Origin of the sequence: Parafrankia sp. EUN1f (assembly GCF_000177675.1) — a bacterium.
Taxonomy (GTDB): domain Bacteria; phylum Actinomycetota; class Actinomycetes; order Frankiales; family Frankiaceae; genus Parafrankia.
This window is the reverse complement of sequence record NZ_ADGX01000106.1, coordinates 1-22,801: the sequence shown is the minus strand read 5'-3', so window position 1 is coordinate 22,801 and position 22,801 is coordinate 1. Positions and strand designations below refer to the sequence as shown.

Sequence of the window (22,801 nt, the reverse complement as noted above, 5' to 3'; positions counted from 1 at the left end):
TCCGTCACCGATATTTCTTCAGCAGCTCAATTCCCGCCTTGGCCCATTCCACCCGGGCTGTCGCGGAGCTGATCAGACCGTCAAAGACGTGCGCCTTGAGTTCTGCCATCCGGTCGTGCTCCGTTTCGGGCCGGTGTTTGAGGCGTTCCCGCAGGAGGGTTGTGTCCTTGTTTAAGAGGCGGTCGCGGTGCTCGCGCCAATGCTCGACCAGAGCTTCGTTGTCGGCGACCACCTCTTCCAGTACGGCTGCGGCGGCGCTGCTGCCGACCATGTCGAAGAAGAGCGCCTGAACAAGGAGTGAATCCCGGATGGGCGGTTCGGGATGCCGCGCTGATACCCAGGAAGTGAGCTCCTTCCGCCCCAGCGGGGTGAGGGAGTACACCGTGCGCTTCAGCTTTGTGCCGCGCACCTGCTCGGTGCCGGCAATGAGCCCGCGTTGCTCCATCTGCCGCAACAGTGTGTAGATCTGGCTTTGCGGGGCGGACCAGACCCAGCCGGCCGCGGTGTCAAAGAACTGCACCAGTTCGTAGCCGCTCAGCGGGCGGGCCTCAAGGACGCCGAGTACAGCATACTGAAGTGACATGTATACATCGTACCCTTGCCCACCGCGACGCTCGCGAATGCGGTGTGATCCGCAGCACGTCCGACGGGTGGGTGTGGTGACCGTCTGGTGCATGTGAAGCCGGTCCGAACCGATGCGCCTGATCATCCCGGTCGACGTTCCAGGTCGCGAGTAACTTTCCCCTAGGTAATTACTATCCCATGGATAGTATTGTCACTGTCGCGAGACCAAGGGTGCTGGCCGGGAGATCCGCCGCGAGATGCCGCGTTGTCGGCTTGAGCGCGACCGCCGCGAGGTCCACAGGTGCCGGGCCACCGCCTGCCACCAGGGCGGGCCCCGCCGGCCCGACGGTTCATCGCCGAATTCGGCAATCGGCACCGCGCCGGCCGGCACTGCCGGCGCGGATAAAGGAGAAACAGCTCATGACAGTTGGCAAGGCGGGGCATCTGGCCCTCGCGGGCGAGGCGCAGGATCTGCTGTTCCGGGCGGCGCGTACCGCGAACACCTTCAGCTCGGCGCCGGTCAGCGACGAGCAGGTGCGGGCGATCTATGATCTTGTGAAATACGCGCCGACGTCGATGAACCAGCAGCCGCTGCGGGTCGTGCTGGTGCGGTCCGCGGCAGCCCGCGAGCGGCTGGTGTCCCAGATGTACGGAAACAACAAGGCGAAGACCGCGACGGCGCCGCTGGTCGCGATTCTCGCCGCGGACCTTAACTTCCACGAGGAACTGCCGCGGCTCTTCCCGCATTTCCCCGAGGCGAAGGACCACTTCGTCGACGCCGGGGTTCGCGCGCTGTCGGCCCGTTTGAACGCGGCGCTCCAGGTCGGCTACTTCATTCTGGGCGTCCGGGCCGCCGGGCTCGCCGCCGGACCGATGGTCGGGTTCGACGAGGACGGCGTCAACAAGGAGTTCTTCGGCGACGGTGAGCACGCCGCGCTGGTCGTCGTCAACATCGGCGAGCCGGGTGAGAACGCCTGGCTCCCACGCGCGCCGCGGCTGGACTACGACGAGGTGTTCAGCACGGTCTGAACAGTGTGCCGGGAGCGTGGCCGCCTGTCGGCGGCCCGGCGGCGGGGTCGATGTCGGGGCGGGCGGGTGGTCTTGCTGCGCCCGCCCGCCGTCCGCCTTCGAGGCATCCTCCCTCGTCACACATAGTTCTCTACAGAGAGGTATCTATTGACATGTTTGGGACGGCATGGAACGCTTCACCGGCGGGCGGCACGGTGCGGCGTATAGCGGAGATCGCGCCCGGCGACGGCCGGCCGCCGCGGTGTGCCTCCCGCGCCCGGCCCCGCGGTTCGCCGCGCCCCGGCCACACCGAGCCGGCGGTCGCCCGCCGCACAGCACGTCCGCACGAGCGAGGAGCGGGACAATGCCCCAGATCACTCAAAGCTGCCGGACCGACGACCCGCTTCTCGAGATCACGATGATCTCCCACGGCACGCTAACGTCGTTAGACCTGCAAGAGTCGCGACGTTTCTACGAGGAAGTGTTCGGGTTCGAAGTCATCCAGCTCAGCCCGGTCTCCCTGCTCGCCCGCAAGGGCAGCGACCACACCTACGTCGTCGTCGAGACCGGCCAGCCGAGCTCAATGACGATCATGGATCACAACGGCATCGACGTAGCCAGCCGAGCGGAGGTCGACCGCGCCCACGCCGCGCTGCGGCAGCGACGCGAGCGCTACGGCATCCAACGGATCAACCGGGTGATGGACCAGCATGGGGTCTATTCCTTCTATTTCGCTGACCGCGACGGGAACACCTGGGAGATCGTGCACAACCCGGACCGCGGCTACACCTACCTGTTCGACGAGAGACGCGACCTGACCGGGCGTACCGACATCGATCCGGACCTGATGGAACACGTCGCCGACGACCAGTTCTTCGCCCGGCTGCGAGCGACCGGTACGGCGCGGTCATGACGATCCAGCAGAGTTCGGTCGGCCGCGCGCACGGCGATCAGGACGGTCCCCGGTGCTGACCGACATCGTCGTCGTTGGCAGCAGCGTCGCGGGCGTCCGCGCGGTGGAGACGCTGCGCGAGCGCGGCTACGACGGGCGCGTGACGCTCGTCGGTGCCGACGCCGAGCTTCCGTACGACCGGCCGCCGCTGTCCAAGGAGCTGCTCACCGGCGAGCTGACCGAGCACGACGTGCGGCTGGTGACCGCCGATAGGCTAACCGACCTGCGGGTCGAGCCGCTGCTGGGCCACCCGGCCGTCGGGCTCGACCTGGCCGCTCAGGTCGTGCACACGACGACCGGCGACGTCCGCTACGACGGGCTGATCATCGCCACCGGGTCGACACCAGTGCGCCCGCGCGGCTGGCCGAGTCTCGACGGTGTGCACACGCTTCGCGATCTCGGCGACGCCCGGGCCATTGCCGCCGCCCTGCGCCGGGGCAGCCCGCGCGTCGTGGTGATCGGCGCCGGCTTCGTCGGCTGTGAGATCGCCGCGGCGGCCCGCCTGCTCGGTCTGGACACCACCGTCGTGGAGAGCCAGCCCTGGCCGCTGCGACGCGCGCTCCGCCCAGACCTCGTCGCGCCGATCGTCCGACTGCACCGCGACCACGGGGTGCGGCTACGGTGCGGGACTGAGGTCCGCGCACTGCTCGGGACGACCCGGGTGGAGCAGGTCGAGCTCGCCGACGGCACGCTGCTCGACGCCGACCTGGTGGTCATCGGGATCGGCGCGGTGCCCGTGACGGACTGGCTCGCCGGGTCGGGGCTGGCCGTCGGGGACGGCGTGTTGACGGATCGCACGCTGCGCGCCTCGGCACCGAACGTCTACGCGGCGGGCGACGTCGCCCGCTGGCCGTCCGACCGCTCGGCCGGCTCGCACCGCGTCGAACACTGGACGAACGCGAGGAAGCAGGGCGCGCGCGCGGCCGCCAACCTGCTCGACCCGGCCGCGGCCCGGCCTTTCACCGACGTCCCGTACGTGTGGTCCGACCAGCACGGGCGGCGCCTGCAACTGGCCGGCGCGACCCGGTCCGGCGAGATGCGATTCCTGCTGGGCGGTCCGGACGAGGCGAGCTACCTGGCGGTGTTCGTCGAGCACGGCGTCGTCGTCGGAGCGGTGGGCTTCGACCGGCCGCGCGACTTTCAGCGGGTGCGCCGCGTGGTCGGCACAGACATCGCCTGGTCGGAGCTCGCCGAGCAGCACTCGTCCGTGGGGTGACGGCCCGTTCCACTCCGCCGAGAAAGGCATTCCTGGTGAGACTAGTGATGTATTCGACGCCCTGGGGCCAGCCGTCCCCGGGTGTCGAGACGCGGGACGGCGCCGTCGTCCCGGTGCGCGCCGTGCTCGGTGGCGACGCGCCGGCGACCGTGGCCCGGCTACTGGCGTGGCTGCCCGCGGTGGGGGAACAGCTGCGGGCGGCGGTCGCAGCCGCGGAATCCGACCCGGAGCAAGCGGCTGCGCAGGGCAGGCTGCTCGCCGCCGGAACCACCCGGCTGCACGCACCGCTCGGGGAACGCGTCCTGATCGTCGGGACCGGCGGCAACTACCGGTCCCACCTGGCGGAGATGGGCGAACAGCCGCCGGAGAGCCCTGCATGGTTCGTCCAGAACCCGAACTCGGTGATCGGGCCGGGGGAGCCGATCCGGCTGCCCGCCGCCTACCCGGACCAGGTGGATTTCGAAGGCGAGATCTGCGTGGTGTTCGGCCGCTCGTGCCATGGCATCGCCGCCGAGGATGTGTACTCCTGCATCGCCGGTTTCACCATACTCAACGACGTCTCGGCGCGGGACGCGATGCCGCTGGTCGCCACCGCGACCACCCCGACCCAGGGCAGATGGGCGTGGACGGACAACCTGCTCCGCAAGCAGTTCCCGACGTTCGCCCCGCTCGGACCGGCGGTGGTGACGGCTGACGAGATCCCCGACCCGGCCGACATTCGGCTGACGACGACGGTCAACGGCGTCGTCATGCAGGACGCCAGCACCGCGGACCTGTCAACGGCCATCCCGACGGTGGTGGCGCGGCTGTCCCGCTACTTCTCCTTCGAACCGGGGGACGTACTGAGCACCGGCACTCCGGCCGGCGTCGGCGCGGCCCGCCAGCCACCGGTCTTCCTACGGCCGGGCGACTCGGTCTCGGTCGAGGTCGAGGGGATCGGGACGCTCACCAACCCGGTCGTCGGGCCGGCGGCCGCGCCATGAGCGGCGACCAGCTGGCGGCCGACCTCGCCGAGGCCGGGCGGGTGCTCGCCGCCGAGGGGCTCGTCACCGCCTTCGGGCATGTCTGCGCCCGCCGGGACGCCACCCGACTGGTAATCACGCCGCCGCACCCGCTGGGTTCGCTGCGCCCTACCGACACCTTCGCGGAACTCGACACACGGGCGTCCGACCTGCCTGACGCGGCGCCCCGCGAGGCGTGGATACACCTGGCGGTCCTGCGCGCCCGCCCCGAGGCGGGAGCGGTCTGCCGGGCGCAGCCGCCGGTGGCCACCAGCCTGGCCGCCGGAGGCGTCCCGATCACGCCGCTGCACGGCCAGGGAGCGCTGCTCGGACCGCGAGTCCCCGTCTTCGACGAGGCGGAACTGATCCGGGACGAGGCCCGCGCCCGGCGTCTCGCGGATGCCCTCGGCCCGGCGCCGGCCGTCCTGATGCGCGGCAACGGCGCAGTGACCGTCGGCGCCACGGTGAGCGAGGCGGTGGCCCGGATGTGGGTGCTGGAAGCGTCCGCGCGGATGCGCCTGACCGCCGGGGTCGGCACCCCGCGACCGCTGTCGGAGCGGGAGCAGGACGCCTGGCGCCGCAACGACCGGGAACTGCTGGCCCGCATCTGGGCGTGGCTGCGCGCGGCTTCGGCACCCGAGGCGAACCCGACCGGGAGGGCATCATGATTGAACTGGAGGACATCGCCTACGTGCGGTCGGGGGCAAGCGACCTGGACGCCGCCGTGCGCTTCGCCACCGACATCGTCGGGATGGAACTGATCGCTCGCGAAGGCGACACCGCCTATCTGCGGGCCGACCAGCGGCATCACTGCCTGGCGCTGGTCGGAGGCAGCTCGGGCGTGCTCGCGTCGGGGCTCCTCGTCCGGGACGAGGACGTGCTCGAGGACGCTGAACGGGAGCTGGAACGCGCCGGCGTGCGGGTCACCCGCGGCTCGGCCAAACAGGCGCACGCCCGGCGGGTGCAGGCCTTCGTCGGGTTCGACGACCCGTTCGGCAACCACGTCGAACTCGTCTGCGGCCAAGCCACTGTGTCCCGCCCGGTGCGGTTCACCCGTCCGGCCGGGATCACCGAGTTCGGGCACCTCTGCCTCGACGCGCCGGACGTGCACGCGGCGTACGGGTTCTGGTCCACCCACTTCAACGCCCGCGTCTCGGACTGGATCGGCGACCTCGCCTGTCTGATCCGCATCGACCCGGTGCACCACAAGCTCGCGGTCTTCAAAGGCGAGCGGCCCGGCCTGTGCCACATCAACTTCCAGGTCGACTCGGTCGACGACGTGATGCGCAGCTGGCGGTTCCTGGAGCGCAGCGGAGTCGAGATCACGCTCGGGCCGGGCCGTCACCCCCAGTCCACCGCGATCTTCCTGTACTTCCAGGGGCCGGAGGGACTCACCTACGAGTACTCCTACGGCGTGCGCCGGATCGCTGACGAGGACGCCTGGCGGCCCCGCCACTTCGACCCGTCCGAACCGGACGCGATCGACCTGTGGCAGAGCACCACCGGACGGGTGACCAGCCAACCGCAGGTACCCGACCCGGTGGGCGAGACATGACCGCGTCACGAGCCGAGCGCCGGGAACCGGGAGGGGGCAACGGGATGGGCGACGCGCACGCTCGCCGCGAGCAGGCGGCCGAGCTGCTGCTGTCCGCATACGCCACGGGCGCGCCGATCGAGCCGCTCACGGCCACCTGGCCGGGGCTGACCGTGCCGGACGCCTACGCGATTCAGCTGGCCCAGGTACGGCACTGGACGGCGGCGGGCGACGAGGTGAAGGGGCACAAGGTCGGGCTGACGGCCGCGGCGATGCGACGCCAGCTCGGCGTCTTCGAGCCGGACTACGGGCATCTGATGGGCTCGATGTTCGAGCTGGAGGGCCTGCCCATCGCCGCGTCGCGGTTCCTGGCGCCGCGGATCGAACCGGAGATCGCATTCGTCCTGGCCCGGCCGCTGTCCGGACCGGGCGTCACCGCGGCGCAGGCCGCCGCCGCGGTCGAGTTCGTGCTGCCGGCACTGGAGATCATCGACTCTCGGATCGCCGACTGGCGCATCACGCTGGCCGACACGATCGCCGACAACGCCTCCTCGGGTGCTGTCGTGCTCGGTGGCCGGCCCACCCCGCTGCACGCGGTCAACCTCCGGCTGGCCGGCTGCACGCTGCACAGCGGCGGAGCCCTGGTGGCCACCGGCGCGGGTGGCGCCGCACTCGGCTCGCCGCTGAACGCCTTGGTCTGGCTGGCGAACACGTTGGGCGAGCTGGGCGTGACCCTGCATCCGGGCCAGGTGGTGCTGTCCGGCTCGGTGACCGCCGCCCAGCCAGTGCCAGCGTCGGGGGTGGTCACGGCGACCTTCGGCGGGCTCGGCTCGGTGACCGCGGCCTTCGAGCGCGACCAAGAGCCCGGCGACCAGCGATCCGGTGGCGGCCAGACCGCTGACGTGGAGAGAGGAGGCTCCGATGGCTAAGGCCGTCGCGGCGATCGTCGGTCCCGGCAACATCGGCACCGACCTGTTGCTCAAGCTGCGCAGCAGCGACGTGCTTGACGTCCGCTACATGGTGGGCGTGGACCCGGACTCGGACGGGCTGGCGCGGGCACGCGAGTTCGGCGTGGAGGCGTCTGCCGGCGGGGTCGACTGGCTGCTTACCCGCCCCGAGCCGCCGGAGCTCGTGTTCGAGGCGACCTCGGCGAAGGCGCACGCGGCGAACGCGGTCCGGTACGCCCAGGCCGGTGTCCAGGCGGTCGATCTGACGCCCGCCGGAGTGGGCCCGTTCGTGTGCCCGTCGGTGAACCTGCCCAGCCACCTCGACGTCCCGAACCTGAACATGATCACATGTGGCGGCCAGGCCACCATCCCGATCGTCGCGGCGGTGTCCCGGGTGGTGCCGGTCGCCTACGCCGAGATCGTCGCGAGTATCGCGTCCCGCTCGGCTGGCCCGGGGACACGGGCGAACATCGACGAGTTCACCGAGACGACGGCGGCCGCGATCGAGCAGGTCGGCGGCGCGGCCAAGGGTAAAGCGATCATCATCCTGAACCCGGTCGACCCGCCGATGATCATGCGAGACACCGTGTTCTGCGCGCTGCCCGCCGAGGTCGACCAGCAGGCGGTCACCGACTCGATCGAGCGCATGGTCGCCGAGGTGCGGCAGTACGTGCCCGGCTACACGCTGCGCGCCGAGCCGCAGTTCGACGAGCCGCGACCGGGCTGGCAGGGGCACGCGCGGGTGGCGGTGTTCCTGGAGGTGCGCGGCAACGGCGACTACCTGCCGCCGTGGGCCGGCAACCTCGACATTATGACCGCGGCGGCGGCGCGGGTCGGCGAGCTGATCGCCGCCGCGCGGATCGGGGCGACGACATGACCGCTCACCCCTTCGAGCCCGGGGGGACCGGGGGACCGGGGCCAGCACTGGCCCGATCCATGTCCCGCCGGACGTCCGCATCACCGACACCACGCTGCGGGACGGCTCGCACGCGATGGCGCACCAGTTCACCCAGGCACAGGTCCGCGACACCGTCCGGGCGCTGGACCGGGCCGGCGTCGCGGTGATCGAGGTCGCGCACGGCGACGGCCTCGGCGGCTCGACCTTCAACTACGGGTTCTCGCTAGTCGACGAGCTGACCTTGGTCGAGGCGGCGGCCGAGGAGGCGACCGCCGCGAAGATCGCCGTACTGCTCCTGCCGGGCGTCGGCACCATCGCGAGCATGCGGGCGGCGCGGGACGCCGGCGCGACCGTCGTGCGCGTGGCCACCCACTGCACCGAGGCCGACGTCTCGATCCAGCACTTCGCGGCGGCCCGCGAGATGGGCCTGGAGACCGTCGGCTTCCTGATGCTCTCGCACCGGATCGGGCCGCGGCGGCTGGCCGCGCAGGCCCGGATCATGGTGGACGCGGGTTGCCAGTGCGTGTATGTCGTCGACTCGGCGGGCGCGCTCATTCTGGAGGACGCTGGCGACCGGGTCGCGGCGCTGGTTGACGAGATCGGCGCCGACGCCCAGGTCGGCTACCACGGCCACCAGAATCTGGCGTTCGGCGTGGCCAACTCGGTGCTCGCCTACCGGGCCGGGGCCCGGCAGATCGACGGCTCGTTGTGCGCGCTCGGCGCTGGCGCCGGCAACGCGCCGACCGAGGTGCTGGTGGCGGCGTTCGACCGGCTGGGCGTCAGCACCGGCATCGACGTCGACACCATCCTGGCGGCGGCGCAGACCGTCGCGCTGCCCTACATCACCCGGCTGCCGTGGATGGACCGCGGTTCGATCGTGCAGGGGCACGCGGGTGTCTACTCGTCCTTCCTGCTGCACGCCGAGCGGGCCGCCACTCGCTACGGGGTGCCGGCGCACGAGATCCTGCGCGAGGTCGGCCGCGCAGGCTATGTCGGCGGCCAGGAAGACATGATCATCGATATCGCGCTGCGGCTTGCCGACCGGGCTGGGACCAGCACCGCGCGGGCGACCGGAGCTGTTCGGATGACCGGAGGCGCGCGGTGAGCGGGGCGGCGCCGGCTCGGCCGGCCGCCGGCGCGCGGTGGTCGGTGCGGTACGCGGCCGAAGTCCTGCACGCCGCCGAGGTGAACCGCACCGACCGCGGCCGGCTGACGAGGGAGTGGCCGGAGCTGGATCTGGCCACCGCCTACCAGGTTCAGGACGATCTGGTGGCGCGCCGGACCGCGGCGGGCGAGCGGATCGTCGGGATCAAACTGGGGCTCACCTCGCGAGCCAAGCAGCGGCGGATGAACGTCGACACGCCGCTCACGGCGTGGCTGACCGACGCGATGCTGCTGCCGACCGGCGCGCCGGTGCCTCGCTCCGAGCTGATCCACCCGCGGGTCGAGCCCGAACTCGTCTTCGTTATGGGGGAGACGTTGCACGGGCCGGGCGTGACCGCGATCGAGGCGCTGACCGCGGTGCGCGCCGTGTGCGGCGGTGTCGAGGTGATCGACAGCAGGTACGCCGACTACAGCTTCGCGCTGCCCGACGTGGTCGCGGACAACGCATCGGCGGCCAGGTTCGCGCTCGGCCCGGTGCACCGCCGGCCGGCGGAGCTGGACCTGTCGCTCGAGGCCGCGCTGGTGGAGGTCGGCGGCCAGGTGGTCGACGCGGCGACCGGCGCGGCCGTGCAGGGGCATCCCGCCGAAGCGCTCGCGCTCGCCGCGAACGCGCTCGGACGGCGCGGCATCGCGATCGAGGCCGGCTGGATCGTGCTCACCGGCGGCATGACCGACGCGGTTCCGCTCGACCCGGTGGGCACCACCGTCGGCGTCCACTTCACCTCCCTCGGTTCGATCATCCTGCAAGGAGAGTGACATGCCACTGATCGACGTGAGTGTGGCGCACGGGCGGACGCCGCGGGAGCTGCGCGCGCTGATGCGGGAGCTGCATCTCGCCGCCCGGCGGGCGCTGGACGTCCCCGACGCCAGCATCCGCGTGATCGTCCGCGAGGTGCCGCGCACGCACTGGGCGACCGGCGACGTCACGCTGGCCGAAAGAGCAGGCTGACCATGGAACTGTGCCCGCATGTGATCGACGGGGCCGAGACCATGTCGGTCGACGGGGCGACTTTCCCCAGCGTCGACCCCTACACCCGGCAGCCGTGGGCAGAGGCGGCCCGCGGCACGGCGCACGACGCCGACCGCGCGGTGGCGGCGGCCCGGCGCGCCTTCGACGACGGTCCGTGGCCGCGGCTGGGCTTCGCCGAACGGGGCGCGATCCTGCACCGCCTCGCCGACGCGATCGAGGCACACGCCGACGAACTCGGCGCCGCCGACACCCACGACATGGGCAAGCCGATCAGCCAGAGCCGCGGCAACGACGTCCCGCGGTCGGCCGCCAACATCCGCTTCTTCGCCGACCACGCCCGGCTGGCGGCCGGCGAGGCGCTGCCGTCGGACACCGGGCACCACATGTACACCCGGTTCGAACCGGCCGGTGTGGTCGCCGCGATCGCACCGTGGAACTTCCCGCTGATGCTGGAGACGTGGAAGATCGCGCCCGCGCTGGCCTGGGGTAACACCGTCGTGCTCAAGCCGGCCGAGGACACCCCGGTCGCGGCGACCTTGCTCGCCCGGCTGGCCCTGGCGGCGGGCCTGCCGCCCGGCGTGCTCAACGTCGTCCACGGCTTCGGGCCGGCCTCGGTGGGGGAGGCGCTGACCCGGCATCCCGGCGTCGACCGGATCACGTTCACCGGGGAGTCCGGCACCGGCCGGGCGATCGCCGCCGCGGCCGCCGCCAACCTGGTGCCGGTCAGCCTGGAGCTCGGCGGCAAGGGCGCCAACCTGGTGTTCGCCGACGCCGACCTGGACGAGGCCGTCAGCTGGTCGATCAAGGCCGCGTTCACCAACACCGGTCAGGTCTGCCTGGCCGGTAGCCGGATCTATGTCCAGCGCGCCGTGTTCACCGACTTCCAGGAGCGGTTCGTCGCGGCGACGCGGGCCATGGTGCTCGGCGATCCGGCCGACCCGGCGACCCAAGTCGGGCCGCTGGCCTCGGCGGCGCACGTCGCGAAGGTCACCTCCTACCTGGACGCGGTGGCGGCCGAAGGCGGCCAACTGCTGACCGGCGGCGCCGGCGACGGCTGGTTCATTCGCCCCACCGTGCTGGCGGGTTTCCCGGCGTCGGCGCGCCACCAGCGCGAAGAGATCTTCGGCCCGGTGGTAACGCTCACCCCGTTCGACACGGAGCGGGAGGCGGTCGCGCTCGCCAACGACACCCCGTACGGGCTCAACGCGATGCTGTTCACCGAGAACCTGTCCCGGGCGCACCGAGTCGGCGCCGCGCTGAGGGCCGGCACGGTGTGGGTGAACTGCTTCTTCGTGCGGGACCTGCGCGCGCCGTTCGGCGGGGCCGGTGATTCTGGGATCGGGCGCGAGGGCGGCACGTTCAGCCGCGAGTTCTTCACCGAGCCCAAGGCCGTCATCATGCGCGTCGCGGACGACCAGCCATGACACGCCCGGTCGAGACCGTGCCGGCCGGCGCGGGACAGCCAGCGCTGGCCGGGCTGGCCGCGATCGTCACCGGCTCGACCTCGGGTATCGGCCGGACCATCGCGCACCGACTCGCGGCCGCCGGCGCCCGCGTCGTGGTCAACTCCCGCGACCCTGGCCGGGCCGGGGAGGCCGCCGCCGAGCTGGTCACCGCCGGCTATGCCGCGGTCGGGGTCGCCGCCGACGTCGCCGCGCCGGCCGCGGCGCGCCGGCTGGTCGACGCCGCCGTCGAGGCCTTCGGGACGCTGGACATCCTGGTGAACAACGCGGGAATCCCGCTGGTGCGCCCGGCCGAGGACATCTCCGCCGAGGAGTGGTCTCGGGTGCTCGGGACCAACCTGACCGGGCCGTTCCTCTGCGCGCAGGCCGCCGCGCGGGTCATGCTGCCGCGCCGGACCGGCGTGATCATCAACGTCTCGTCGATCCTGGGGGCGACCTCGATCCCCGGGCGGACCGCGTACTCCACCGCCAAGCACGGTCTCGACGGCCTCACCCAGGCACTCGCGGTCGAATGGGCCGGCCGGGGGATACGCGTCCTGTCCGTGAATCCGGGCTACGTCGCGACCCGGCTGGTCACCGAAACCATGTCCACCGGCGGCTACTCGGCGGACGACATCGAGCGCCGCACGCCGCTCGGCCGGCTCGCTGAGCCGGAGGAGGTCGCCGATCTCGTCGCCTTCCTCGCGTCACCGGCCGCCTCCTATCTGACCGGCGCCCGCATCCCTGTCGACGGTGGCTGGCTCGCCTACGGCGGCTGGTGAGCGTGTACCCGGCCAGCGGGCAGAACACAAGAAAGGCATACGATGACCGCTCTGTCTCCGCAGTTCCTCCCGGAGCACGGTGCCGCGGTGCCGCGGAGTGTGCTCCTGCCGGACGGCACGCCGCGCCCCGGCGTCGTCCCGTCGCTGGACGACGATCAGGTCGTCGCGGCCTTGGAACTGATGCTGTTATCCCGGGCCTTCGACGAGAAGGCGTTCAGCCTCCAGCGGCAGGGCCGCTTCGGCACATTCTCCCCGGTGCACGGGCAGGAGGCCTCCGTCGTCGGCTCGGCGTTCGCCGTCGAGCCCGGGCACGACTGGATCGTGCCGCAGTACCGGGAACTGCCGGCGCTGCTGCGCCATGGACTGCCGCTGGAGTCGTTCATGCAGACGTTCATGGGCGACCCGCGCGGCGGGGCCATCCCGCCGGGGGTGAACCTGCTGCCGATCCAGATCGGCCTGGCCGCACAGCTACCTCAGGCCGTCGGCCTGGCCTGGGGGCGGCGGCTGCGCGGCGACGACGCGGTCGTCCTGGTCTACGTCGGCGACGGCGCCTCCTCCGAGGGTGATTTCCACGAGGCGTGCAACCTGGCCGGGGTGCTAAGGGCGCCAGTGGTCTTCCTGCTGCAGAACAACGGCTGGGCGATCTCCACGCCGCGCTCCCGCCAGTCTGCCGCCGCGACGCTCGCCGCCCGGGCGCCCGGCTACGGCTTTCCCGGCGTCCTCGTCGACGGGAACGACCTGCTCGCCGTGCACGCCGTCGTCGCCGAAGCGGTGACCCGAGCCCGCGCCGGCGACGGGCCGACGCTCGTCGAGTCGCTCACCTACCGTGTCGGCGCGCACAACACCGCGGACGATCCGAGCCGGTACGTTCCCGGGGACGCGCTGCGGGAGTGGCAGGAGCGCGATCCACTCAGCCGGGTCCGCGGCTACCTGCGCGCCCGTGGCAGCTGGGACGACGAGCGGGAAATCCACGCCGCGGAGCGGATCAGGGCCCGCATCGACGCGGCCGTCCGGGTCGTCGAGTCGACGCCGCCGCCAGGAGCGCCCGCGCTGTTCGACCACGTGAGCGCGCAGCTGTCGGACCGGCAGCGGCGCCAGCGCGCGGACCTGCTCGCCCAGCCGGAGACGACATGACCAGCATGACGATGCTCGAAGCGATCAACGCGACGCTGCGGGACGAGATGGCCAGGGACGACCGGGTGCTGCTGCTCGGTCAGGACGTCGCCCAGCTCGGCGGGGTGTTCCGGGCGACCGAGGGCCTGCTGGAGCGGTTCGGCCCAGACCGGGTCGTCGACATGCCGCTGGCGGAGGCCGTCATCGTGGGCGCGGCGATCGGACTGGCGGCCGCCGGGCTGGTCCCCGTCGCCGAGATGCAGTTCCTCGGGTTCAGCCACCAGGCGTTCCACCAGATCGGCGCGCAGTTAGCCCGGATGCGGTACCGCTCGCAGGGGCGGTTCCCGATGCCGGTGGTGCTGCGGGCACCGTTCGGCGGCGGAGTGCGCACACCGGAGCTGCACTCCGAGGCGCTGGAGGCCCAGTTCGTGCAGAGCCCGGGCCTGCAGGTGGTGATGCCGGCGACCGCCGCTGACGCCAAGGGCCTGCTGCAGACGGCGATCCGGCAGCCCGACCCGGTCCTGTTCTGCGAGCCGCTGCGCGGCTATCGACTGGTCCGCGACGAGGTACCCGACGGCGACGCGCCGGTTCCCTTCGGCACGGCGCGGGTCGCGCGGGAGGGTGACGACGTCACGATCATCGCCTGGAGCGCCGCGGTGCACGTCGCCCGGCGGGCCGCCGATCGGCTGGCCGAAGAGAACATCTCGGCCGCCGTCCTCGACCTGCGGACACTGGTGCCCCTGGACGAGGCCGGCATCCTCGACGCCGTGGCGGCGACCGGACGCGCGGTCGTGGTGCACGAGGCCCCGTTCACCGGCGGTTTCGGGGCCGAGGTGGTGGCCACCATCAGCGACGGGGCCTTCTACTCCCTGGAGGCGCCGGTCGCCCGGGTCTGCCCACCGGACACGCCCTACCCAGCGGGCAAGATCGAGGACTACTACCTGCCATCCGTGGAACGGGTGGTCGCGGCGGCGAGGGCGACGGTGAAGGCGCCGTGAACGAGGTCGTGTTCAGGCTGCCCGACGTGGGGGAGGGCCTCGCCGAGGCAGAAGTCGTCGAGTGGCTGGCCGGGGTTGGCGACGCGGTCCGGGCCGACCAACCGGTGGTGACGATCGAGACGGCGAAGGCCCAGGTGGAACTGCCCTCCCCGGTGGATGGCGTGATGCTCAGCCTGGGCGGTGGGCCGGGAGACGTCATCCCGGTGGGCGAACCGCTGTTCGTCGTGGCCACGGACGGCGGGGCGGCGGCCGGCCACATCGGCACTGGGGCGTCGACTGACGACGGAGGCGACAGCTCCGGCGGCGGTCGGCCGCCGGCGCCCGCGCCGGAACCAGGCCCGAGCCACCGGGTGCTCGCCGCGCCCAGCACGCGCAGACTCGCCGTCGAACTCGGCGTCGACCTGCGCGGGCTAGCCGGCACCGGTCCGAACGGCCGGGTCACCGTCGACGACGTGCGCGCCGCCGCGGCCGCCGCTTCCGGTCCGGCCACACCGGGGTCGCCCCGACCGCTGTCATCGGCGGCATCGTCGCCGTCACGACGGTCGCTCGGGTCGGCCGTGGCGGAGGGCGCCCCGTCCGCGCTGGCTCGGCCGCCGTCCGGGGCAGACTCGGAGATCCGGCCACTGCGCGGGCTGCGCCGCCAAATCGCCAGGGCGATGACCGCGGCGTGGACGGTTCCGCACATCACCGAGTTCCGGGAGATCGACGCGACGGCCCTGGAACGGGCCCACCGCGAGCTCCGGTCCGCCGCCGGCGAAGCCGACCCGCGGCTGACCCTGCTCCCGCTGCTGGTCCGCGCCGTCGTCACCGCGCTGCGCCAGCACCCGCTGCTGAACGCCACCCTCGACCTGGACGCTGAGCAGGTCGAGGTCCATCACCGCCGCAACATCGGGATCGCCGCGGCGACCGGGGACGGCCTCATTGTCCCGGTGGTCAGCGACGCCGACCGGTACTCGATCGCCGGCCTCGGCCGGGAGATCAACCGGCTCGGCGCGGCGGCGCGGGAACGGTCGCTGTCCGTCGCGGAGACCGCCGGCGGAACTTTCACCGTCAGCAACTTCGGCAGCTACGGCACCTGGCTGGGCACGCCACTGATCAGCCCGCCGCAGGTGGCGATCGCCGGGTTCGGCCGGGTGCGGGACGCGGTGGTCCCGGTGGACGGTGTGCCGGCGGTGCGCCGGGTGCTTCCGGTGGCGGTCTCCGCCGACCATCGCCTGATCGACGGCGACCAGCTCGGCGCGTTCGTCAACACGGTGGAGCGGCTCGTGGCCGCGCCGCTGCTGCTGCTCGGTGAGGTGGACTGATGGTCGTCGGAGAGATCGCCGAAGGCGTTGACCTGCTGGTGGTGGGTGCCGGGCCGGCGGGCTACGCGGCCGCCCTCCGGGGCGCCCAGCTGGGCCGGGACGTCACCCTGGTGGACCGGGACGGCGAGGCCGGCGTGGGCGGTGTCTGCCTGCGGGTGGGCTGCATCCCCTCGAAGGCCCTGATCGAGTTCGCCGATGTGCTGCACCGGGCGAACGCGCTCGGCCGGGGCGGGCTGGCGGCCGGCGGGGTCACCGCGGACCTGGCCGGCTTCCAGCGGCACAAGGCGGGCATCGTCGCCGGGCTTACCGGCGGGGTGCGCGGGCTACTGCGCGACGCCGGGGTGCCGCTGGTCGGCGGAACCCTCCGGTTCACCCGCCCGGACCAGGCGGTGGTGGAGACCACCGCTGGTCAGGCCAGGTTCTTCGAGTTCCAGGATGTGGTGCTGGCGACCGGTTCCCGACCGGTGTCGCTGCCCAGTCTGCCGTTCGACGGCATCACCGTTCTAGACAGCACCGGTGCGCTGGCCCTCGACGCGCTGCCCAGCTCGGTGGCCGTTGTAGGTGCCGGCTACATCGGCGTCGAGCTGGGTACGGCGCTGGCGAAGCTCGGCGTCCCGGTCACGATCGTCGAACAGGCGGAGCACCTGCTGCCCGGAGTCGAGCGGGCGCTGAGCCGGCCGGTGTCGCGACGGCTTGCCGAACTTGGCGTGGACCTGCTGACGGCGGCGACGGCGCGGGCACACGCCGACGGTGTCCTCACCGTCGAACGCGGCGGTGAGCAGGTCGCTGTCAAGGCGGAGAAGGTGATCGTCGCCGTCGGCCGGCAGCCGAACACCGACCAGCTCGGCCTGGACCGGCTGGGTGTCACCGCGGGCTCGGACGGGCTCCTGCCGGTCGGCCCGGACCGGCTGGTGCGCCGGCACGTCGCCGCGATCGGGGACATCACGCCGGGTCCGGCCCTCGCGCACAAGGGGTACGCCGAGGCGGGCGTCGCCGTCGAAAACCTGAGTGGTCGTCGGGCCGCCTTCCAACCGGCCGCCATCCCCGCGGTGGTGTTCTCCGACCCGGAGATAGCGACCGTGGGGCTGACCGCGGCGGAGGCGGCCGAGCAGGGCATCGAAGTCGCCATGAGCAGCCTGCCCATGGCGGCCAACGGCCGGGCGATGACGATCGGCGCCCAGCACGGCACCGTCCAGCTGGTCACCGATCGGGGCAGCGGCGTCGTCCTCGGCGTCCACCTCGTCGGGCCACACGCCTCGGAGCTGATCGCCGAGGCGACGCTCGCACTCGAGATGGGTGCCACGGCGGAGGACCTCGCCGAGACGATCCACGTGCACCCCTCGGTGTCCGAGCATCTGGAGGAGGCCGCCCGGGCCACGGTCGGCCGTCCGATCAACTCACCGAGCCAACGCCCCACCGCTGCCGACTGAACCACGGTCCCAGCCGCGTCCGACCCGTCGGCGTGCGCTGGATGGCGGACTTGGCGGCGGCTGGGGGTCTGGCGGGGTCGGGTCAGGCTGGTGTCTGGCCGCGCTGTGCTGACCGTCGCGCGGTGACGCCAGACCGCCGGCGGCGCACTTTGCCATAGCTCAACAGACATGTATATATTGAAATGTAAGTTTAGATACGATATGTTGCGCGGCACGGGTCTATGATCTCCGTCGCAGCGCTTGACCCAAGGTGATGGCCGCGTCAGGCGGCCACCGGTCATCGCCGCGACCGAATCTCCACACGGAAACGAGCACGCTCGCTGGCGCTGTGACGGTCTGCGGAAATCGCGCGCATTTCCCGAGCGAACTTCCTCAGGCTGGCCATTCCCGCGCCCTCGTCACAGTTCGGAGGGGTACTGTGCATTTCAGAGCCAGGTTCACCACGATCGCCGCGACCATCGCCGCCGCGGGTGTCCTCTTGTCCGCGTGCGGTTCGGACGGTTCGTCCGGTGAACCCGCCGCGGCGCCGGCCGGGCCCACGTCGGGCACCGCGCCGCGGGACGCTTTAGCCACCGACTTCGCCAGCACCAGCCAGCAGCCGCCGTCGACCGCACCGAAGCCGGCGGCCGGGAAAAACGTCTGGATCATTGTCTGCGGCAAGATCGTCACCGGCTGCAACGTGACCGCCGAGATGGCTCGCGAAGCGGGTGACAAGATTGGCTGGAAGGTCACCATATTCGACGGGAACCTGGGTGTGGGCGACGGGTACAACAACGGCGTCCGGCAGGCGATCGCGGCCAAGGCCGACGCGATCGTGCTGATGGGCGTCGACTGCAGCGCTACCCGGGGGGCTTTGCAACAGGCCCGGGCCGAAAACATTCCTGTGATTGCGACGTCGGCATTCGACTGCGACGACCCCAGCGTCGGCGCCGAGCCGTTGTTCACCGCGCAGCTGCGCCCGCAGGACGAATACCCGAAGTACGCGGAGTGGCTGCAGGCCTGGGGCGCAGCGAAGGCGCGCTGGCTGATCTCGGCGAACCCGAAGGCGAAGGTCATTGTGCTGGACCAGGTGGGCCCGCTGTCGACCCGCTACGCGACCGACGGCTTCCTAGGGGAGCTTGCGACCTGCGGCGGCTGCGAGGTCGTCGAGACCGTCGAGTTCCACACCCCGGACATGGCCAGCGGTGTGCTGCGGCAGAAGTTCGCCTCCGCCCTGGTCGCCCACCCGGAGGCGGACGCCGTGGCGTCCGCGTTCGACTCGGAGATCCTGCTCGGCGGCGTGGCCCAGGCGGTTTCCTCCTCCGGCCGGGAGATCACGGTGATGGGCGGCGAGGCACTGCCGGCGAACACCCAGTACATCCGGGACGGCCGCGGGCAGAGCGCCGCCGTCGCCTACTCCTTCGGCTGGCTCGGATACGGAACGATCGACACCGTGATCCGGGTGCTAGCCGGCGCGGAGCCGGTCGCGCAGGGCTGGGGCTGGCAGACCGTCGACGCCGAGCACAACCTGCCGCCGGCCGGCCAGATCTACGAGCCGGCGCTCGACTACAAAACGGCTTACCTGAAGGCGTGGGGAGCCCAGGGATGACCACCGCCGCAACGGCGTTGTCGGTGCGGGGGCTGGCGAAGACCTACCCGGGAACGACAGCGTTGTCGGGGGTCGACCTCGACATCGCCGCGGGCGAAATCCACGCCCTGGCCGGCGGGAACGGTTCGGGAAAGTCGACGCTCGTGAAGGTGCTCGCGGGGGTGGAACGGGCCGACCCCGGCGGCACCGTGACCATCGGCGGCCAGCAGTTCCCCGCCGACCGGCTGGGGCCCGACCTGGCCCGGGCGGCCGGTCTGCGGTTCGTGCACCAGGACGCCGGCGTGTTCGAGGACATGACGGTCGAGGAGAACCTGGCACTGGGGCGCGGCTATCCGACCGGCGCGGGCGGACGGGTGCGCTGGGCGCGGCTGCGGGCCCGAACGGCCGAGCTGATCGAGCGGTACGAGATCGGCGCGCTGCCCTCGACCCGGGTCGGCACGCTGCGTCCGGCCAGCCGGACGATGCTGGCGATCGCCCGTGCGCTGCAGGACTGCGACGACGGCACGGCCCGCCGGGGCGTCCTCGTCCTCGACGAACCGACCGCGGCGCTGCCCCGGCACGAGGCCGAACTGCTGCTGTCGACATTGCGGCGGCTCGCGGCGGCGGGCTGGGCGGTGCTGTTCATCAGCCACCACCTGGTTGAGACGCTGCACCTGGTGGACCGGGTGAGCGTGCTGCGGGACGGCAGGCTGGCGGCCACCGCGGACGCCAACGACCTCGACGAGCAGAAGCTGATCACGTTGATCGTGGGCCGGCCGCTGGACCGGGTCTTCCCGGACGCGGCGGACAGCGTCGGCGACCGGCCGGTCCTGGAGGTGGCCGGCCTGAGCGTGGGACCTCTGCGGGACGTGTCGTTCACCCTGGCCCAGGGGGAGGTGCTCGGGGTCGCCGGCCTGCTCGGGTCCGGCCGCAGCACGCTGCTGCGCAGCCTGTTCGGCGAGGTCGCCCGGTCGACCGGGCGGGTGACGCTGGACGGCGTGCCGCTGCGGGCGCGGACCCCGGCGCAGGCGATGGCCGCGGGGATCGCCTATGTCCCCGAGGATCGGGGCCGCGACGCCGCGCTGCCCGACCTACCGCTGCGGGAGAACCTGAGCGCGGCGACCATCAGCGTCTACTGGCGGGCGTTGCGGATGGCCCGGCGGGCGGAGCGGCGGGACGCCGGCCGGCTGCTGCACGAGTTCCGGGTCAAGGCCGGCAGCCCGGAGCAGCCGCTGGCGACGCTGTCCGGCGGCAACCAGCAGAAGGTGATCCTGGCCCGCTGGCTGCGCCGCGACCCGCGGTTGCTGCTGCTCGACGAGCCCACACAGGGAGTGGACGTCGGGGCCCGCGCCGACATCTACCGGACGCTGCGGGCGGCGGTCGACGCCGGGACGTCGGTGCTGCTCGTCGCCTCCGACGTCGAGGAACTGGCCAGGGTGAGCGACCGCGTCCTGGTCCTGCGCGGCGGGCGGGTCGCCGCGCAGCTGCGCCCGCCGCATCTCAATCCCGCCACCCTCACCGAGCTCACCTACCTGACGGACAAGGAGCCGGCACGATGATCAACACACCGGCCAACACCGCCGAGGCCGGCGCCGGCGGGACCGCCGAGGCCACGACAGCGCAGAGCACGCCTGCCGCCGCGGCCGTCGAGCCCGACGACGGGGGCCAGGCCAAGCGGACCGCCGACATCGGCCAGGCAGGCGAAGCGGTGGACGCGCGACCTGGCCGGACGCTACGCGAAGGACTGGCGGTGGGGCTGGCCGAACGGTATGGGCTGCTGCTCATCTTCGCCGCGGTGGTGCTGTTCTTCGCGCTATGGAACCAGACGAGCGAGACATACCTGACGGCGGTGAATGTCCGAACCATCGTCGGCAACCAGGCAGTGGTGGCGATGGTCGTCCTCGCGATGGTGGTGCCGCTGACCGCTGGAGTGCTCGACCTGTCCGCGGCGTCGATCTGCGGCGTGACCTCGATGGCCGCCGCGGCCGCCATGTCCCGGTTCGACGCGCCCGTCTGGGTGGCGGTGGCGGTCGCCCTGGCGATCGGTCTGGGAATCGGACTGATCAACGGGATCGCGGTCGCCTGCTTCGAGATCAACCCGATCATCGAGACGCTCGGCATGGCGACGTTGCTCGGTGGAGTCATGATCTGGTACTCGGACGGGCAGCCGATCACCCGGAACCTCTCACTGGCCTTCCAAGACTTCGGGAGCCTGAACTGGTTTGGCGTGCCCCGGCTGGTCGTGGTGCTGGTGCCGGCGATCCTGGGCACCTGGTACCTGCTCGACCACACGCCCTACGGCCGGTACCTGCACGCGATCGGGTCGAATCCACGGTCGGCAAAGCTGGTCGGCATCCGCGTCCCACGGACCCTGCTGACGAGCCTGGTGATCGCCGGCGGGCTGGCCGCGCTGGCAGGCGTGCTGCTCTGCGCCCGCGCGGGCGGCGCCGACCCGCAGACCGGGCCGAGCTTCCTGTTCCCCGCCTTCGCCGCGGTCTTCCTCGGGGCGACCGTCATCCGGCCGGGAAAGCCGAACCCGCTGGGTGCCGTGATCGGGGTGTTCTTCATCGCGTTCACGGTCAGTGGCTTCGGCATCGCCGGGGCAAGCGCGTGGGCATCCCCGGTCTTCAACGGCGCGGCGCTGCTCGTCGCGATCACCCTGCAGACCTCTCTCACCCGACGGCGGCGGACGTGAGGCCTGCGCATCTCGCCCGATCCGGCCAGGGGCGGCGATGCGCACGGATACGCTAATGGGGCTGCACCCGTTCCGTCTGTGATGGGGTTGGTGTCCGAGCCGCCAGTGGTCGAGCACTCTGGTTCGCAGGCCCGATGGTTGAGGTCTAGGGCCTGTTTCAAAAGCTCGTTAGCGGAGCCAGATGTTGATGGCTGCGATGGTGACCGTTGCCTGGTAGCGGACGGCTAGCTTTTCGTAGCGGGTGGCGACCGCGCGGTGCTGTTTGAGGAGGTTGATCCCGCACTCGACCGCGTGCCGGGCCTTGTAGGCCTCGCGGTCGAACGCGGGCGGCCGGCCGCCCTTCGACCCGCGGGCACGCCGGTTCTCAGCCTGGTCCTTCTTCTCCGGGATCGTGCACTGGATTCCCCGACGGCGCAGCAGCGCCCGGTTCGCCCGCGAGCTGTAGGCCTTGTCCGCCATGACCCGGTCGGGGCGGGTCCTGGGACGGCCAGGCCCCGGCCGGGGGACACGGATCCGGTCGAGCACCGCGGAGAACTGCGGGCTGTCCCCACGCTGCCCGGCGGTGACCAGCAACGCGAGTGGCCGACGGCCCTGCTCGCAGGCGAGGTGAATCTTGGTGGAGAACCCACCGCGGGAACGCCCCAGCCCATGGTCGGCCGGTTCCGTGACGACTCCTCCCGGAGACTCCCGCTGGAGATCCCCGTTACCTTCTGGATGGCCCCGCAACGGGGCTCCCGGCCTCCGGACCTGGCATGACTTGAGCCCCTCGTCGGTCATGATCGAAAAAGTGGTGTCACCAAGTTCCGGAGGCATCGGCAGACCGCTGATCAGGGGCATGACCGTCGAACTCATCGTGAGCGAGACAGGCTCTTCGTAACGTGGATGCCGGCACGCTGATGCCGCAGGTGAGGCCGGGAAAGTAGACAGCGCTCGCGGGAGACAGCACGTGATCGATACCGGTGGCATCGACGTCTACCTGGGCCTGGACGTGGGCAAGGGCGAACACCATGCCACCGCTCTCACCCCAGCCGGGAAGAAGGCGTTCGACAAGCGGCTACCCAACAACGAACCGAAACTGCGGGAGGTATTCACCCGGCTGCAAGCCAAGCACGGCACCGTGCTGGTCGTCGTCGACCAACCTGCCTCCATCGGCGCCCTGCCGCTGGCCGTCGCCCGCGACACCGGCTGCCGTGTCGCCTACCTGCCGGGCCTGACC

22 protein-coding genes and 1 pseudogene are annotated in these 22,801 nt (G+C 71.8%); 21 read left to right on the top strand and 2 right to left on the bottom strand.

What is annotated here, in order from left to right:
* Window positions 1–4 precede the first annotated feature (4 nt).
* Window positions 5–583 (bottom strand): PadR family transcriptional regulator, encoded by a 579-nt coding sequence (locus FREUN1FDRAFT_RS26340; RefSeq protein ID WP_006543309.1) that lies wholly within the window; start codon window positions 581–583, stop codon window positions 5–7.
* Window positions 584–984: 401 nt separating this feature from the next.
* Here FREUN1FDRAFT_RS26340 and FREUN1FDRAFT_RS26335 point away from each other — a divergent pair, with 401 nt between their 5' ends.
* The 20 genes from FREUN1FDRAFT_RS26335 (at window position 985) to FREUN1FDRAFT_RS26240 (ending at window position 21,585) form a co-directional block, all read left to right on the top strand.
* Window positions 985–1,593 (top strand): malonic semialdehyde reductase, encoded by a 609-nt coding sequence (locus FREUN1FDRAFT_RS26335; protein WP_006543308.1) that lies wholly within the window; start codon window positions 985–987, stop codon window positions 1,591–1,593.
* A gap of 397 nt (window positions 1,594–1,990) precedes the next feature.
* Window positions 1,991–2,485, top strand: coding sequence for a VOC family protein (locus tag FREUN1FDRAFT_RS26330; RefSeq protein ID WP_157475355.1), 495 nt, complete (start codon window positions 1,991–1,993; stop codon window positions 2,483–2,485).
* 52 nt (window positions 2,486–2,537) lie between these two features.
* A complete protein-coding gene (locus FREUN1FDRAFT_RS26325) occupies window positions 2,538–3,740 on the top strand; it encodes an NAD(P)/FAD-dependent oxidoreductase (RefSeq protein WP_006543306.1) in 1,203 nt (400 codons plus the stop codon).
* A 35-nt stretch (window positions 3,741–3,775) separates the two neighbouring features.
* Window positions 3,776–4,723 (top strand): fumarylacetoacetate hydrolase family protein, encoded by a 948-nt coding sequence (locus FREUN1FDRAFT_RS26320; protein ID WP_157475352.1) that lies wholly within the window; start codon window positions 3,776–3,778, stop codon window positions 4,721–4,723.
* Window positions 4,720–5,409, top strand: coding sequence for a class II aldolase/adducin family protein (locus tag FREUN1FDRAFT_RS26315; protein WP_006543304.1), 690 nt, complete (start codon window positions 4,720–4,722; stop codon window positions 5,407–5,409). Before FREUN1FDRAFT_RS26320 ends, FREUN1FDRAFT_RS26315 begins: the two co-directional genes overlap by 4 nt.
* Entirely contained in the window at window positions 5,406–6,296 is an 891-nt protein-coding gene (locus FREUN1FDRAFT_RS26310; RefSeq protein ID WP_006543303.1) for a VOC family protein, read from the top strand. The genes FREUN1FDRAFT_RS26315 and FREUN1FDRAFT_RS26310 overlap by 4 nt, the downstream gene beginning before the upstream one ends.
* A 44-nt stretch (window positions 6,297–6,340) precedes the next feature.
* Window positions 6,341–7,204 (top strand): 2-keto-4-pentenoate hydratase, encoded by an 864-nt coding sequence (locus tag FREUN1FDRAFT_RS26305; RefSeq protein ID WP_006543302.1) that lies wholly within the window; start codon window positions 6,341–6,343, stop codon window positions 7,202–7,204.
* Window positions 7,197–8,099 (top strand): acetaldehyde dehydrogenase (acetylating), encoded by a 903-nt coding sequence (locus tag FREUN1FDRAFT_RS26300; protein WP_006543301.1) that lies wholly within the window; start codon window positions 7,197–7,199, stop codon window positions 8,097–8,099. The genes FREUN1FDRAFT_RS26305 and FREUN1FDRAFT_RS26300 overlap by 8 nt, the downstream gene beginning before the upstream one ends.
* 55 nt (window positions 8,100–8,154) lie before the next feature.
* Entirely contained in the window at window positions 8,155–9,225 is a 1,071-nt protein-coding gene (gene dmpG, locus FREUN1FDRAFT_RS26295) for a 4-hydroxy-2-oxovalerate aldolase (protein WP_255348238.1), read from the top strand.
* Complete coding sequence (locus tag FREUN1FDRAFT_RS26290) at window positions 9,222–10,040, top strand: 2-keto-4-pentenoate hydratase (protein WP_006543299.1); 819 nt, start codon at window positions 9,222–9,224, stop codon at window positions 10,038–10,040. The genes dmpG and FREUN1FDRAFT_RS26290 overlap by 4 nt, the downstream gene beginning before the upstream one ends.
* Window position 10,041: 1 nt before the next feature.
* Window positions 10,042–10,233 (top strand): tautomerase family protein, encoded by a 192-nt coding sequence (locus FREUN1FDRAFT_RS26285; protein WP_006543298.1) that lies wholly within the window; start codon window positions 10,042–10,044, stop codon window positions 10,231–10,233.
* Between the two features lie 2 nt (window positions 10,234–10,235).
* A complete protein-coding gene (locus FREUN1FDRAFT_RS26280) occupies window positions 10,236–11,678 on the top strand; it encodes an aldehyde dehydrogenase (RefSeq protein WP_006543297.1) in 1,443 nt (480 codons plus the stop codon).
* Window positions 11,675–12,478: an SDR family NAD(P)-dependent oxidoreductase gene (locus FREUN1FDRAFT_RS26275; protein ID WP_006543296.1), complete on the top strand. Its 804-nt coding sequence runs from the start codon at window positions 11,675–11,677 to the stop codon at window positions 12,476–12,478. Before FREUN1FDRAFT_RS26280 ends, FREUN1FDRAFT_RS26275 begins: the two co-directional genes overlap by 4 nt.
* A 42-nt stretch (window positions 12,479–12,520) precedes the next feature.
* Window positions 12,521–13,612 (top strand): thiamine pyrophosphate-dependent enzyme, encoded by a 1,092-nt coding sequence (locus FREUN1FDRAFT_RS26270; RefSeq protein ID WP_006543295.1) that lies wholly within the window; start codon window positions 12,521–12,523, stop codon window positions 13,610–13,612.
* On the top strand, window positions 13,609–14,589 hold the full coding sequence (locus FREUN1FDRAFT_RS26265; RefSeq protein ID WP_006543294.1) for an alpha-ketoacid dehydrogenase subunit beta: 981 nt from the start codon (window positions 13,609–13,611) through the stop codon (window positions 14,587–14,589). Before FREUN1FDRAFT_RS26270 ends, FREUN1FDRAFT_RS26265 begins: the two co-directional genes overlap by 4 nt.
* Complete coding sequence (locus FREUN1FDRAFT_RS26260) at window positions 14,586–15,893, top strand: dihydrolipoamide acetyltransferase family protein (RefSeq protein ID WP_006543293.1); 1,308 nt, start codon at window positions 14,586–14,588, stop codon at window positions 15,891–15,893. Before FREUN1FDRAFT_RS26265 ends, FREUN1FDRAFT_RS26260 begins: the two co-directional genes overlap by 4 nt.
* Window positions 15,893–17,323 (top strand): dihydrolipoyl dehydrogenase, encoded by a 1,431-nt coding sequence (gene lpdA / locus FREUN1FDRAFT_RS26255; RefSeq protein ID WP_006543292.1) that lies wholly within the window; start codon window positions 15,893–15,895, stop codon window positions 17,321–17,323. Before FREUN1FDRAFT_RS26260 ends, lpdA begins: the two co-directional genes overlap by 1 nt.
* A 418-nt stretch (window positions 17,324–17,741) precedes the next feature.
* Window positions 17,742–18,911 carry a substrate-binding domain-containing protein gene (locus tag FREUN1FDRAFT_RS26250; RefSeq protein ID WP_006543291.1) on the top strand — a complete coding sequence of 390 codons (1,170 nt, stop codon included), beginning with the start codon at window positions 17,742–17,744 and terminating at the stop codon, window positions 18,909–18,911.
* Window positions 18,908–20,449 carry a sugar ABC transporter ATP-binding protein gene (locus FREUN1FDRAFT_RS26245; protein WP_006543290.1) on the top strand — a complete coding sequence of 514 codons (1,542 nt, stop codon included), beginning with the start codon at window positions 18,908–18,910 and terminating at the stop codon, window positions 20,447–20,449. Before FREUN1FDRAFT_RS26250 ends, FREUN1FDRAFT_RS26245 begins: the two co-directional genes overlap by 4 nt.
* The gene (locus FREUN1FDRAFT_RS26240) at window positions 20,446–21,585 is read left to right on the top strand and encodes an ABC transporter permease (RefSeq protein ID WP_006543289.1); all 1,140 of its coding nucleotides are present in this window, start codon (window positions 20,446–20,448) and stop codon (window positions 21,583–21,585) included. The genes FREUN1FDRAFT_RS26245 and FREUN1FDRAFT_RS26240 overlap by 4 nt, the downstream gene beginning before the upstream one ends.
* A gap of 168 nt (window positions 21,586–21,753) precedes the next feature.
* On the opposite strand, the pseudogene FREUN1FDRAFT_RS26235 reads toward FREUN1FDRAFT_RS26240, so the two are convergent.
* A pseudogene (locus FREUN1FDRAFT_RS26235) lies at window positions 21,754–22,239 on the bottom strand (IS5 family transposase); the annotation flags it as partial.
* Between the two features lie 292 nt (window positions 22,240–22,531).
* On the opposite strand from FREUN1FDRAFT_RS26235, the gene FREUN1FDRAFT_RS26230 reads away from it, so the two are divergent.
* Window positions 22,532–22,801, top strand: a 270-nt coding sequence (locus FREUN1FDRAFT_RS26230) for a transposase (RefSeq protein WP_006543287.1), incomplete at its 3' end; no start/stop codon positions are given.